This is a genomic window from Aquiflexum sp. TKW24L (assembly GCF_023502205.1).
Classification (GTDB): domain Bacteria; phylum Bacteroidota; class Bacteroidia; order Cytophagales; family Cyclobacteriaceae; genus Cognataquiflexum.
Map to the genome: position 1 here is coordinate 36,485 of NZ_JAMFLG010000005.1, position 14,741 is coordinate 51,225.

The following is a 14,741-nucleotide window of genomic DNA, read 5'->3' on the forward strand; positions in this document are numbered from 1 at the left end:
AGGCTCAACGAATTCTTTTATTGTTTATGTCTGAAGGCGCAAAAGTTTCTTTTCAAAATATTCTACTTACTGTAAAAAAGTATGAAGGTGGCAGATTTGAACTGCTTTACATTTCCTCTGAAATTAGAAATATCCTGACCGAAGGCGAAAAGTTTTATGAAGAGGCATTTTTTGAAAAATCCTTTCCAACTTTACCACGTCCATTTTTTGAATATTTATTTCAAATCCTAGGAAATGGGGATAAAACAATCTGCCCTCTCACCTGGAAGCAGAAGTATTTCAGATTTGTTCAGATAGAGGGCTACGTGATTTCCCAAGAGGACAATTCCTACCTTATCAATGTCCTGATTTCGCAGATACCCTTTGACAGCCATGTAAAGTTTTCGTGGATGTTAGACAAATCCGAGGGGAATGTTTTTACAGGAATTCATTCAGGAAAGGCCCTCACCTCTATTTCAGAATGGAAATCATATTTTTCTTCCAAGTTCAATTTTATTTCTGAAAAAAGTTTCAATGGTTTTCTGGAAAGTGATAACACATCTGTTCTGTCAATATTTCCAGGACATATTTATTTGTCTAAGAAAGTATTGAACAAGGATCACTATTTGTTCCAACTGGAATACGGATTGGTTCCTTCATACCCCATTTCAGAATCGGTACTGCAGGACAACCAAACGGTTACAAAACAAGCGCCGATTTATTATGAATATGACCTAAAGACCGATCAAATCCACTTTTCGGGAAATCTCGAAGGAATGTTGGGCCATGCTCAGGGATTTTTTGAAAATTTTTCTTCAAAAGACTGGGTCAATCTCGTCCATCCTTTGGACAGACATTACTTTAATATAGGCTTTGATCATGATTCGAAAATCATCTACAGAATCAATCATGCCGATGGAAGCTATGTCTATGTGCAGGATGAAGTCAACAAGCTTTTGGAGGACCCAAACAGCTCAGGGACATCATTGGGAATCATCACAGATATCACAGCTCTGAAAGAAATCGAGAAAGAGTTATTGGAACATAAGACTATCCTAGATCAACTCACCGGCGTAGTGCCCGGCATGGTGTATATGCTGAAGGCTTTTCCTGACGGCAGCAGAAGGTTTGTTTTTGTCAGCGAGGGAAGCAAAAACCTTTGGGAACTTGAGCCATTCACGATCATGGAAGGTGTTTCAAGTATCAGGGAATTGGTCCATCCGGAAGATTTAGAACAGGTTGAATTGGCCGATAAAATGGCATATCAAAAGAACCAGAAATTTGAAAGCACCTTTAGGATCATTACACCTTCAGGAAAGGAAAAATGGATTTATGGTGCTTCCAACAGGCTCAAGCAATTCCCCAAAGAATCTATTTGGGCAGGGTTTTTCATTGATATCACGTATACCAAGCAAAAAGAGACTGAATCCTATTTGCTGCTCAACAGGTACAAGGTCCTGTTTGATGAAAATCCACTTCCGATATTCCAATATGACAGTCAGGGGATTATTTTGGATGTGAATAAGCAGTTTATGAGTAAAGTGGATGTGAAAGATCCATCACAAATGATAGGCAAAAACATGTTTGACCTGATCAAGGGACATCCCATAAAAAAGGCCTATAAAGACAGCATTGAAAAAGGGAAGGGATTTTATGAGGGTCCTTACATCAGTCATTTCAACAAAAAACTTTATCATGTCCGCGTCAACGCCAAATCTGTTGAGGATGGAAAAGTATTTCAAGCAATTTTGGAGGATATCAGTGAGCAACAGTATGTTTCAAATATCCTGTCCGAATTGACCGAAAGGACCTCAATGTTTAGTGGACAGGAGTTTTTTGATGCCCTGACTTCATTTCTTTCCGAAAAGTTGAATATGTCCAATTGCTTTATTGCAGAAGTGGACGAAAAGACCCAAAAAGCCAACATACTCTCTTACTATAAAAACGGGGTTCGGGCAGAAAATTTCCAGTATTCATTGGTGGATGCACCTGGTTACGACTGTCTGATTTCCAAAGATCCATTTATAATCCAAAACGGTGCGGCAGCCAAATATCCCAACGATACGGCTTTAGCGGACATGGGCATCTCCACCTACATGGGAGTCCCCATCATTGATATTGACAAAAACCGGTTAGGAATCCTCGTATTGATGGACGATAAAGACCATCCATACAGTTTGGGGCTTTCGGGATTGTTGACTGTACTATCCGATAGGATTGGAGCGGAATTGAACAGACTCCACTTCGAAAAAAAGCTCATCTCATCAGAATTGCTTTTCAGGAGTATTGCGGAAAACTTTCCCAATGGTACAATCGAAATTTTGGACAAGGATTACAACTATGTATTCACTGATGGAAAAGGTTACCAATCCTTACAGATTGATCAAAAGAAATTGATAGGAACCCCGCACCTTTCCATATATGACAAATCTACATCTGATAATGTAAAAGATTTTTTGCAAAAGGTCCTTTTAGGAGAATCAGTGATCTTTGAAGTCATGGTAGACAACCAATATTACCTGAAAAACGGTGTCCCGCTGACCAACAGTTCCCATCAGATAGACAGGATTCTGCTTGTAACCCAAAACATTACAGAATCCAAGATTGCAGAATCCGAACGCGAAAGGCTTATCAAAGATCTTAAATCCCAAAATGAAGAGCTTCAGCGCTTCGCCTATATCATTTCTCATAATCTCCGGGCACCCATTGTCAATATCACCTCGCTTCTTGACTTATACAACTACAAAGATCCTGCTGATGAGGAGAATATAGAAATCATTGCAAACCTTAAAATTTCCACTCAAATACTGAATGCCACCCTAGAAGACCTAATCGAAGTAGTCTCAATTAAAAAGAATAAACTGCCGAAAATAGAAAGGGTCAGTTTTAGAAAACTGCTGAAAAATATTGAGAGAAGTTTGTCAAAACAATTCCATGAATCAGGAGCTGTGATAGTAAGTGATTATAGTTCAGCTCCTTATATCAATTACATCTATTCTCATTTGGAAAACTTCATCATCAACCTGACCACCAATTCCATAAAATACAAACATCCTGACCGAAACCCGGTCATCGAGATCAACTGTTATTTGGAGGAAGGATATACCGTAATTGAATTCACGGACAATGGTATTGGGTTAGATTTGGATAGATATAAGGACCGGTTATTTGGATTATACCAGAGATTTCATTCCCATGTTGATGGAAAGGGATTGGGTCTATACCTGATCCGAGAACAAATCAGGGCGCATGACGGCAACCTTCGGGTAGAAAGTACCGTGGGAGTAGGGACAACATTCTACATCCATCTCAAGAATATGAAAGCAAATTTCCCTGAAGAGAATTAACACAGTGGATATGCTAAATCATGCCCATAGATCTAGATCCTTTGATGTACGGGATGGAAGTAGGAAGACGGAAGTTGGAGTCCCTTTTACTCATTATAAAGGACTTAAAAAGATCAGCATTCATTTGGGGTGCATTCTCTACATTCTTGAAAAAATATCAGTAGACCAAATACAAAAGATATTGCCATCAAAGTCTTAATTTTGTGAATCTTTAAACAAATCCAGAAAATGAAAAAAGCACTCATTCCTATTTTGATCATCGCCGTCATTGGCATCTTTATGTACACCAAAGCGGTAGGGGTCTATAATATGTTTGTCCAAAATGAAGAAACCATCAATGGCCAATGGGCAGAAGTCGAAACCCAATACCAAAGAAGAGCGGACTTGATTCCGAATCTTGTGAATACAGTCAAGGGCTATGCAGATTTTGAACAAGAAACATTGACTGGTGTCATCGAAGCCCGTGCAAAAGCAACTTCGATTAATATCAATGCCAACGACCTGAGTCCTGACAAAATAGCTCAATTTCAGGAAGCCCAGGACCAACTTAGCGGTGCTTTGAGCAGATTATTGGTAACGGTAGAAAGATACCCTGACTTAAAAGCCAATCAAAATTTTCTTGAGCTCCAAGCTCAACTCGAAGGAACCGAGAACAGAATTGCTGTTGCGAGAAGAAATTTTAATCAATCTGTACAGGCTTATAATTCAGACCTGAGAAAATTCCCAAACAACCTATTCGCAGGTTGGTATGGATTTGAAACCAAAGGCTATTTTGAAGCTGCGGCCGGTTCTGAAAATGCCCCCACAGTACAATTCTAAGAAATATGGCAGAACATCTTTTTTCTCAAGAGGATAAAAACAGAATCGTGTCAGCCATTGCAGCTGCTGAAATGGCAACCTCTGGGGAAATTCAGGTTCATATCGAAAACCACTGCCGCCTTGACGTTTTGGACAGGGCTGCAGAGGTTTTTGAAACCCTCAAAATGCACAAAACCATAGAAAGGAATGCCGTTCTTTTTTATTTGGCTGTGGCGGACCACAAGTTTGCCATCCTAGGTGACTCCGGTATAAACAAAGTGGTTCCGAAAAATTTTTGGGAGAACATCAAAGAAGAAATGGGGAAGTCATTTAAGCAACATGCTTTTACCGAAGGCTTGGCAAATGCCATAGAAGCTTGTGGTCAGCAGTTGAAAACTCACTTTCCCTACGACAATAAAGGAGACATCAACGAATTACCGGATGAAATTTCCTTTGGATAACACCATCATGATCTATAGATATTCCCTTTCACTATTATTGTTATTATTCTTAACCGGAAATATGGCAGCACAGGGAGATTTTCCTGCGGTGCCTAATCCGCCAAGATTAGTCAATGATTTTACAAATACCCTTTCTTCCGGCGAGGTTGCTAGTTTGGAAAGTAAGCTTGTTGCATACAATGACAGCACTTCCACCCAAGTGACTATAGTGATGATCCGATCAATCGGACCATATGACATCAGCGATTACACATTTCAATTGGGTGAAAAGTGGGGCATCGGACAAGCAAAGCTGGACAATGGTGTTTTGATCTTAGCAGCAATGGATGACAGAAAAGTGTTCATTGCCACAGGATATGGAATGGAGGGTGTTTTGCCAGATATTTTGGCAAAAAGAATTGTCGATCAACTGATTGTGCCGAATTTCAAAATGGAGGCCTATTATGAAGGGTTAGACAAGGCAACAGACATGATTTTCAAACTGGCTTCAGGGGAATATGAAGCTGAAAAAATGACCTCAACGGGCGAACATGGAGGAGCGATTGTTTTCTTTTTGTTCTTCATTTTTATATTCGTCATTCTTCCTTTGATCAAAAATAGGAAAGACAATGACAACCACATGGGGGGCAAAGGTGGCGGAATCGATCTCTTTACCTCAATCATGCTGGCCAATATGCTCAAAGGTGGTGGTAAGGGTAAGTTCGGTGATTTTTCATCAGGACGTGGTGGATTTGGTGGTGGCGGAGGAGGTTTTGGTGGGTTCGGTGGTGGGTCCTTTGGAGGTGGAGGAGCTGGGGGAAGCTGGTAATCAGGCGTATTTCATCAATAGATTGAGGTATTTTCTATCAAGCTTTTGTCCCTGCCAATCTTCATAGGCCACATCCTGTCGCCCGGAATTCAGTATTCCAAAAGTTCCTGAAAACTCCCATATTCCAAATCCGATTCCCTTTTCGTGCAAAATATCCAAGACATCTTCAAACCAAGCCAAAAATACGGCATGTGGAGTTTTGTTATAAGCGCCACATTCACCACAATGCACACCGACACCCATTTCCATTAAGGCAAACCAAGGGGCATAATATCTTTCAAGCATTTCCTTATTATACATTTTACCGTTGTATTCTCCTGGCCAAACAGGTAGGGGAAGAATGTCAGTATCCTTATATACCCAGGGAGCTTGGTAATGAGAAACAATCATCGGATGGTAAGCGCGGCAACTTTGGGCAATGCCTAGGTCAGCCAATTCAGGTACCCCAATCCCGCCACCTCCATTTCCATCTGCTATCACCAAACGGGATGACTTTACATGCTTGATGGTTTGCACAGCTGCTTTCGCAACGCGATAATAATCTTCTACCGGAACTGGTCCTCCGGGAGAATGCTGGTCATTGACATCCTGACGCATAAATGGCTCGTTGACCAGGTCAAAGCTGAGCTTTTTAGAGCTTATGTGTTTATATCGTTTTGCCCACATTTCCCAATGTGCACAAAAAGCATCCAATGCTTCTTGGTCTTTCCATAGGTTGTAAGGCTCCACAAACCCTGCATTGATACAAAATCCCGGCGCCCGATGTAGATTCAGACTGACATGAAGACCTTGTTTGTGGGCTTGATAAATGAGATTGTCTATCTCTTCAAGTCGTCTTTCATCAAAATTCAAAACCTCTTCAGCCAAAATCGGCCTTGACCGGTCAAATTTGAGGTAAGCAGGATAAGAAATAGGTACACGGACAAAATCAAATCCCCAATCTGCCATCCATTTGAAGTGTTCGACAGGGTTTTTTCTTCCTTTATCAGCATCAGGATCAAAAAAATCCAATAGGTTGAAACCCCTCCATTTTGGAAGTTTATTTTTAGGTTTTGGTAATTCAGATGCAAACAAGGTATTTGCTCCAAAAGTAAAACCCGCAGCCATTAGACTTGACTTGACCAAAAAATCCCTGCGGCTGTTATTATTGTTTTGCATAGAAATGGTTAAATCATGAGTCAAAGTAAAACTTGATAATTGTGGATCAAATTTGATTTATGTAAAAGGTTAAGTCTTCAAAACATTTTTCTGCCAAAAAACCTATTGGTTCTTACCTGCCGCAATTACTGCCAAATCGACCACCTTACTTCCCTTCTCAAGCAAGACATTGGCACAGGTAATCAAAGTCGCCCCGGTAGTCATCACATCGTCTACAAGGAGCAACCTTTTTCCATGGACTTCATTTTGAGGATCAACATCAAATACTTCTGCTACGTTTTCAATCCGCTCTATCCTCGATTTTCTGGTCTGGGTCTCTGTAAACTGCACCCGAATAAGGGATAAAATGACAGGAACATCCAAAGCTTCTGATAAACCTTTTGCAAATTGTTCACTTTGGTTATATCCTCTTTTTCTTTGTTTCAGGGGATGAAGTGGAACAGGAATTATCTGATCCCAATTGCTACCAAAACCGTTTTCCCTGAGGACATTTCCGTACAATCTTCCCAATTCAACCCCAATTTCGGGCTTGTTTTTATATTTTAATTGGTGTAAGAGACTTTGACTGGCTCCTTTTTTTGAAAACCTTAAAAAAGACATGACCAAGTTGGGTTGGGTCAGACCCATGATCTTGGTAACCAATTCATTGTTTTGAGGTCTGAGATGGTAATTGGTTACCGGAAGGCTCGCAATGCATATTTTGCACAGCTGATCTTCAAAGTCAAACAGACTCCTTTTGCAAAGGCAGCAGGTTTTGGGAAAAACCAAAGCCAAAAAATCATCAAAAATCCTAATATACGTTTTCAAAATGGGCTGTTCGAACTGAATGACTGTAAATACCTGTTATATTTGCAATTGACTAAACACCTTAAAATTTAATGAATTTAATAGAAGAATTCAATGCCTATAGGAGCGAAATGAATGAAAAAATCATGGCTTCGGATAACAAGGTCATCAAGCGTTTTTTTAATCTTGACACCAATACCTATGCCGAAGGTGCATTGGATATCAAAACCAAAGAAATGATCGGTTTAGCATGTTCGATGGTATTAAGATGTGATGATTGTATTAAGTATCATTTGGGCAAAGCACATGAGGCAGGATTGAATAAAGAGCAGATTTTTGAGGTTTTTTCAATCGCTACCATCATTGGAGGTTCTATTGTTATTCCTCATTTGAGAAGGGCTGTGGAATATTGGGAATTATTGGAACAAGAAGGAAAAAGTGATGTTTAAAAAAGACCTTGACCTCGAAAAGCGATGGAGTAAACTTCTCAAAGGAATGGAGGAGTTGGTTGGAAAGAAACCTAATGACCTGAATGGCGTTTTGTTTTTGATCGGAGTGCAGGAATTGGGACAGGGAAATAGAAGTTTTTCCAAAGAACAAAAACAAGACTTGATCCATATAGGAATCTGCAGGGTATTAAGTCAAGCAGGGTTTTATGACTTAGACTACATTGACCAAGATGGATGGCCACACTGGAAGCTCGTAAACAAACTCCCACATTTCGACGTGTTAGAACAGGAGAAATTATTGAAAATACAGGTTCTGGAATATTTTGAAACTGAATTTCAAATAGAAATTAAATAGAAATAATCTATAATCAAGGTAATCTAAGTATCATGAAAATCGTATCCTATAACGTCAATGGAATCCGCGCTGCACTTACTAAGGGATTTGCAGAATGGTTAAAAGCCACAGATCCTGATATCATAGGATTACAGGAAATCAAAGCTGAGGAAAGCCAAATTGACAAAACCATATTTGAAGATATGGGATATCACATATATTGGTATCCTGCTGCAAAAAAAGGATATAGCGGAGTGGCCATTTTGACCAAGATAAAACCAAAGCATGTTGAGTATGGTGTTAAGCATCAGTTTTATGATGATGAGGGAAGAATTCTAAGAGCTGATTTTGATGGATTTTCTTTTATGTCCGCATATTTCCCCTCGGGTACCACGGGTGATATCCGACAGGTATTTAAGTATAAATTCTTAGATGATATATATGGCTATTCCCAAGATTTAATAAAAAAATTGCCTAATTTGATTTTAAGTGGAGACTATAACATCTGCCATAAACCAATTGACATCCATAATCCTGTATCGAATAAAAACTCCTCGGGCTTTCTTCCTGAAGAAAGGGCTTGGATGGATAAGTTTACAGGATCAGGATTTATAGATACCTTCAGGCTCTTCAATCCCAATCCTCATCATTACACATGGTGGAGCTATAGAGCAGGATCAAGGTCTAAAAATCTTGGTTGGCGGATTGATTACCATATGGCAACCGAGCCTTTGAAAGAAAAAATAAAGCGCTCGATCACACTACCAGATGCATTACATTCTGATCATTGTCCGATCATGATAGAAATAGATAAATATTAAATAAAACCTATATATCAATATATTTTCCATGAATTCCATTAAAATTTCAATTCCTTCCCTAATAGAGAATATAAAGATCATAGAAAGCTTTATAGATAATGCCCGGGAAAAGTACCCTATTAATGAGGACATCTATGGAAACATTATGATTTCTGTCACAGAGTGTGTCACTAATGCCATTGTGCATGGGAATAATTTGGATGTGAATAAAAAGGTTGACCTTGAACTGCACCTTGACGAAAACCAAGTTGAATTTGTCATAGTAGATGAAGGAAATGGTTTTGATTTTGATCACCTCATAGACCCAACAGCACCTGAAAACTTAGAAAAGGCAGGCGGCAGAGGAATATTCATCATGAAGCATCTTGCTGACGGAATCAAATTTGAAGAAAGTGGAAGAAAAACCACGTTAACTTTCTACATGTAAAATGGCAATTCTTTTTTTCGAAGAAGACATCAAATTTTCCATGCAGGAAAAAACCAAAACCAAAAAATGGTTAAAGGAAATTGCAAATCTTCAAGGTTTTAAAGTTAGCGAACTCAATTACATTTTTTGTTCAGACGAATACTTATATAATATTAATGTCGAATACCTTGATCACAAAACCTATACTGATATCATCACCTTTGACAATTCAGAAAAGGAAAAAGAAATTGAAGGTGATATATTCGTAAGTATTGACAGGGTCAAAGAAAATGCACTAAAAGAAAACGTCCCCTTTGAAAAAGAATTGTTACGTGTAATGAGTCATGGTTTGTTACACCTGATGGGCTATAAGGATAAAAGGGAAGAAGATATAAACACAATGAGAGAAATGGAAAACAAAGCCATCACTCTATATGAAAATCAAACTGTTTCACGTGAAACAATTAAACACAAATCTTAAGTCAGTTTTGAATTTGTTTCACGTGAAACATTAAATACAAAAAATATATGTTTCCAATATATGATGTAATCGTGGTAGGGGCTGGCCACGCAGGTTGTGAAGCTGCGCATGCCGCTGCGAAAATAGGTTCAAAAGTGCTTCTATGTACAATGAACATGAATACGATTGCACAAATGTCATGTAACCCCGCAATGGGCGGCGTAGCAAAGGGGCAAATAGTAAGGGAAATCGATGCCCTTGGAGGCATGTCAGGTATAATATCCGACAAATCCATGATCCAATTCAGAATGCTGAATAGGTCCAAAGGTCCTGCCATGTGGTCACCAAGATCGCAAAATGACAGGATGAAATTTGCTGAAGAATGGCGCCTGGCGCTTGAACAAACGCCTAATGTTGATTTTTGGCAGGAAATGATCAGTGGCTTACTAATTAAAGACAATAAAGTAGTAGGGGTAAGAACATCAATCGGAATTGAAATTCAATCGAAGTCTGTTGTACTAACCAATGGAACGTTCTTAAACGGAATCATCCATATTGGTGAAAAACAGTTTGGGGGAGGGAGAACAGGTGAATCAGCGGCCAAAGGAATCACAGAACAACTTGTTCAATTAGGTTTTGAAGCCGGACGGATGAAGACAGGTACACCTCCAAGAGTAGATGGTAGATCACTAGACTACTCCAAAATGGAAGTTCAATATGGCGATGAAAACCCTGAAAAATTCTCGTATTCTGATGAAACAAGCTCTCTCAAAGAACAAAGAACTTGTTGGATAACCTACACCAATAAAGAAGTCCACAAAACCTTGGAAACAGGGTTTGATAGGTCACCCATGTTTAATGGAAGAATTCAGGGATTAGGACCAAGATATTGTCCTTCCATTGAAGATAAAATCAACAGATTTGCTGAAAGAGACAGACATCAAATATTCGTAGAGCCTGAAGGTTGGAATACAGTAGAAATGTATATCAACGGCTTCTCAACATCCCTGCCTGAAGATGTTCAGTACGCTGCCATAACAAAAATTAAAGGTTTCGAGAATGCCAAAATGTTCAGACCGGGATATGCAATCGAATACGATTACTTTCCTCCCACACAGCTTAAATTAAGCTTAGAAACACACTTAATTGAAAATTTATTTTTTGCAGGACAAATAAACGGAACAACTGGATATGAAGAGGCTGCTTCCCAAGGCCTAATGGCAGGGATAAATGCTTCAAGGAAAGCCCAAGAAAAAGATCCATTTCTGCTTAAGAGATCAGATGCCTATATTGGTGTATTGATTGATGATTTGATCAATAAGGGGACTGAAGAACCCTACAGAATGTTTACATCAAGAGCGGAGTTCCGGCTACTGTTAAGACAAGACAATGCCGACCTACGGCTTACACAAATGGGGCATGAGATTGGGTTAGCCGATGATATAAGGCTAGAAAAAATGTTGGATAAGAAATCTGATACTGCAAAATTGATCAATGATCTAAAACAGAAAAAGCTGTCCCCAGATTTGGTAAATGAAGGTCTAGAAGGATTTGATACAGCAACAATCAAAGAAAAAATAACAGTAGAAAAACTTCTTAAAAGACCGCAATTAGGTTTGTCTGAAGTAATGAACCTTGACACTGATCTAAGACACTATCTTTCCAAATACAAAAAAGAAGTGCTAGAACAGGCAGAGATCCAAATCAAATATGACAGCTATATCGACAAAGAACAACAAATGGTGGAAAAATTGAATAACATGGAAAATTATAAAATCCCAATTCAATTTGACTATTTGGCTATAACAGCGCTTTCGGCAGAAGGGAAACAAAAATTAAACAAAATAAAACCCGAAACTTTGGGTCAAGCATCCCGAATCAGCGGAGTGACTCCAGCAGACTTATCCATTCTCACCGTTTATTTAGGAAGATAATGTCACAGGAAAGATTAACCAAATGCCCACTATGCAAAAGCGGGCTTTTCCTTAATCACGCAGAATTATGCGATTTCTCAATAAGCAAGGAAAATTTCATGCTCTGTAAATGCACTTCATGCAATTTGATCTTTACAAATCCACGACCTGATAAGATTAGTATAGGGAAATATTACGAATCTGAAGATTACATTTCGCACCATAACAAATCAACTAATATTGTCAACATAATTTACAAATGGGTAAGAAACATTACGCTAAAAAAGAAAGTATCCTGGTTAAATAATTACTCACACAAAAAGGGTTCTCTATTGGATATCGGATGCGGAACAGGCGAATTCTTATCGTTAGCAAAAAAAAACGGGTGGAAAATATCAGGAATAGAACCAAACAAAACAGCTCGGAAAATTGCTACCAAAAAGAAACTGTCAATTCAAAAAAATCTTGAGGACATCAAAAAAGACCAGAAATTTGATATCATAAGTTTATTTCATGTACTAGAGCACGTCCATGATTTGAGAAAAACAGGTAAAAAGATTATAAGTCATTTGAATGATAATGGAAGAGTATTCATTGCAGTCCCTAATATAAATTCATACGATGCTTCTTCTTATGGGTCATTTTGGGCAGCATGGGACGTACCAAGACACCTATATCATTTTAGCCAAGAAACAATCAACGCCTTTGCAAAAGAGGTAGGAATGGAAATAGTAGCTCAAGAACCAATGGTATTTGATAGTTATTATGTTTCTCTTTTATCCGAAAAATACCTAAAACCTGAAATAAATTTTCTGTCAAAACTGATAAATGCCTATATAAAAGGCTATAAATCAAATGCTTGGTCGAGGAAAAACAACAATGACTTCTCCAGCATATTGTATATTTTAAAGAAGAAATGAAGTTAATAGATCATATAATTGTAATAATAATAATTTTTGTCCTAGTTTCTTGTGCAAAACAGAGCACACCACTAGGAGGTCCAAAAGACGAAGAGGCACCAAAATTATTATCAATAACTCCACAAAATGAATCAACCAATGCAAAGCCAGATGTCATTGAACTGGAGTTTGATGAATACATTAAAACTGAAACACCAAACAAACAAATTATAATCACTCCAAGAATCAATAAAGATGAAATGGTAGTGACGACCAATAAAAATAGAGTAATAATAAAACTCAACCAAGAACTCGAGGACAGTACAACTTATGTTTTCAATTTTCAAAAATCCATCAAGGACATAACTGAAAATAATATACCAGAGAACCTCAAACTGGTTTTTTCTACCGGACCAACAATCGATAGCTTAACATTCTCAGGAAATGTTTCCTTCATTTTTCCACAACGAGATAAATTTCTGACGGATATCCTTGTCGGTTTGTATACGAAAGACGATACTACCAACGTACTCACAGCACCGCCGTATTATATTGGCCAAACAGACTCCACAGGAAATTTTACCCTCACAAACATTAAAGCCGGAGAATACAGAGCTTATGCATGGCATGATGACAACGGGTCATTAAAGGCTGAAGAAAAACAAGAAGCATACGGCTTTATCTCTGATACGCTTTCAATTCAAGACAACATCAGCGATGCAAAATTTTACTTATCCAAAGCTGATCTTTCGGGTTTCAAAGTTAACAGGGCGGCGGCATCAGGACAGAATTTTGATATTGTACTTAGTAAATTTCCTATCCATATAAAAGTTGAGCATGAAGAATTTAATTCAAGCTTATTTTACAGACAAAACGAAAAAAACTTAAGGCTATATCATACGACATTAAGAAATGACAGTATACCTGTTAGAATAGCTTTAACTGACTCTGTTGGATTCAAATTGGACACACTGATTTACACCAAATTCGAAAACAGCGAAAGGAAAAACGAAAAATTTGAAGGAACATTAACAGGGAAAAAGAACTTTCTTTCCAATATAGAAGCGGACATAAAATTCAATAAGCCTTTAAATGAAATTTCTTTTGATTCGTTGTATGTTAAATATGACTCAGCATCAATCATCCGAATTTCACAGCAACACGTATTTTTTAAAGACAGCGCGGATCGAACTTTACTTAGTATAAAAGTGAATATCCCTGATTCACTCAAAAAAGAAACATACAATTTTTACGCAATGGATTCTACATTTCGAGATATAGAAGGTGAATACTTCGCAACAAAAATAGAAACTAGCTTCAGAAAATTAAATAAAGAAACTCTTGCTGAAGAAATCAAAGTAAAAGTTAACACAGATTTTCTACCAATATTAGTGCAAATCCAGGACAAGAAAGAGGAAATAATCGCTGAACAATACCTAACAGAGACAAATACAACCACCTTCAGAAACTTGGAAGCAGGAACTTACTACATAAGGGCTATACTTGACATTAACAAAAACAGAAAATGGGACACCTCAAATATGGTATTAAACCGACAGGCTGAACCCATTTATTACCTGGAAAATATCGCAAACGAAGATCCGAGAGATACAATAATAAGAGGAGGTTGGTCCTTAGATGTAGTAATTGAGCCAAATAAACAACTCGGTATTCCAAAAAATGATCAAAATTAATGTAGATAACACCACTATTTAATGTTAATAAACCATTGCAACTTGAGTACAAACTCATACTTATCCATAGACATTCTACAAAACAACTGAAATCCAGGTTCGCAAGTTTACAACTTCTATATCATCAACAGTTGTACACATTTCAAACCACACCACACTAACGACAAGTAGCAATTTTACATTTCCCACACCATATTCAATTTTTTCAAAAACCCATTGAACCACAGCAGATTAATCATGCATTCAATGTGAATTACAAGTGGAAAACAAGATGATAACACCACCATAACATGTTGATTAAAAATTACAGAAATATTATCCACAAATCCACACCTTAATAACAATAATAGTTTTATTTAATTAAATAATATATTATATATATAAAGCTGTGGAAAATACGAAATACCCATTTTTTGGAATACTGAAAG

At 37.9% G+C, this 14,741-nt stretch carries 14 protein-coding genes; 12 read left to right on the forward strand and 2 right to left on the reverse strand.

The features are described 5' to 3' along the window. Positions 1-26 precede the first annotated feature (26 nt). From M3O96_RS04775 to M3O96_RS04790, 4 genes are all read left to right on the forward strand, one after another. The gene (locus M3O96_RS04775) at positions 27-3,326 is read left to right on the forward strand and encodes a PAS domain-containing protein (RefSeq protein WP_249719159.1); all 3,300 of its coding nucleotides are present in this window, start codon (positions 27-29) and stop codon (positions 3,324-3,326) included. Positions 3,327-3,554: 228 nt separating this feature from the next. Then, positions 3,555-4,145, forward strand: coding sequence for a LemA family protein (locus tag M3O96_RS04780; RefSeq protein WP_249719160.1), 591 nt, complete (start codon positions 3,555-3,557; stop codon positions 4,143-4,145). 5 nt (positions 4,146-4,150) lie between these two features. Then, the gene (locus M3O96_RS04785) at positions 4,151-4,585 is read left to right on the forward strand and encodes a TPM domain-containing protein (protein WP_249719161.1); all 435 of its coding nucleotides are present in this window, start codon (positions 4,151-4,153) and stop codon (positions 4,583-4,585) included. Then, entirely contained in the window at positions 4,566-5,393 is an 828-nt protein-coding gene (locus tag M3O96_RS04790; RefSeq protein WP_249719162.1) for a TPM domain-containing protein, read from the forward strand. Before M3O96_RS04785 ends, M3O96_RS04790 begins: the two co-directional genes overlap by 20 nt. On the opposite strand, the gene M3O96_RS04795 is transcribed toward M3O96_RS04790, so the two are convergent. Next, complete coding sequence (locus M3O96_RS04795; protein WP_249719163.1) at positions 5,394-6,551, reverse strand: glycoside hydrolase family 5 protein; 1,158 nt, start codon at positions 6,549-6,551, stop codon at positions 5,394-5,396. 102 nt (positions 6,552-6,653) lie between these two features. Next, positions 6,654-7,358 carry a ComF family protein gene (locus M3O96_RS04800; protein ID WP_249719164.1) on the reverse strand — a complete coding sequence of 235 codons (705 nt, stop codon included), beginning with the start codon at positions 7,356-7,358 and terminating at the stop codon, positions 6,654-6,656. Between the two features lie 71 nt (positions 7,359-7,429). On the opposite strand from M3O96_RS04800, the gene M3O96_RS04805 reads away from it, so the two are divergent. From M3O96_RS04805 to M3O96_RS04840, 8 genes are read left to right on the forward strand one after another with little or no spacing between them, the layout of a single operon-like run. Further along, entirely contained in the window at positions 7,430-7,786 is a 357-nt protein-coding gene (locus tag M3O96_RS04805; RefSeq protein ID WP_249719165.1) for a carboxymuconolactone decarboxylase family protein, read from the forward strand. Further along, on the forward strand, positions 7,779-8,141 hold the full coding sequence (locus M3O96_RS04810) for a hypothetical protein (protein WP_249719166.1): 363 nt from the start codon (positions 7,779-7,781) through the stop codon (positions 8,139-8,141). Before M3O96_RS04805 ends, M3O96_RS04810 begins: the two co-directional genes overlap by 8 nt. A gap of 32 nt (positions 8,142-8,173) precedes the next feature. Continuing rightward, positions 8,174-8,941 (forward strand): exodeoxyribonuclease III, encoded by a 768-nt coding sequence (locus tag M3O96_RS04815; RefSeq protein WP_249719167.1) that lies wholly within the window; start codon positions 8,174-8,176, stop codon positions 8,939-8,941. Positions 8,942-8,969: 28 nt separating this feature from the next. Continuing rightward, on the forward strand, positions 8,970-9,368 hold the full coding sequence (locus M3O96_RS04820) for an ATP-binding protein (protein ID WP_249719168.1): 399 nt from the start codon (positions 8,970-8,972) through the stop codon (positions 9,366-9,368). A gap of 1 nt (position 9,369) precedes the next feature. Beyond that, positions 9,370-9,828 (forward strand): rRNA maturation RNase YbeY, encoded by a 459-nt coding sequence (ybeY, locus tag M3O96_RS04825; protein ID WP_249719169.1) that lies wholly within the window; start codon positions 9,370-9,372, stop codon positions 9,826-9,828. A gap of 47 nt (positions 9,829-9,875) precedes the next feature. Then, the gene (gene mnmG / locus M3O96_RS04830) at positions 9,876-11,741 is read left to right on the forward strand and encodes a tRNA uridine-5-carboxymethylaminomethyl(34) synthesis enzyme MnmG (RefSeq protein WP_249719170.1); all 1,866 of its coding nucleotides are present in this window, start codon (positions 9,876-9,878) and stop codon (positions 11,739-11,741) included. Further along, positions 11,741-12,640 (forward strand): methyltransferase domain-containing protein, encoded by a 900-nt coding sequence (locus M3O96_RS04835; protein WP_249719171.1) that lies wholly within the window; start codon positions 11,741-11,743, stop codon positions 12,638-12,640. Before mnmG ends, M3O96_RS04835 begins: the two co-directional genes overlap by 1 nt. Continuing rightward, entirely contained in the window at positions 12,637-14,313 is a 1,677-nt protein-coding gene (locus tag M3O96_RS04840; RefSeq protein ID WP_249719172.1) for an Ig-like domain-containing protein, read from the forward strand. The genes M3O96_RS04835 and M3O96_RS04840 overlap by 4 nt, the downstream gene beginning before the upstream one ends. Positions 14,314-14,741: the final 428 nt, after the last annotated feature.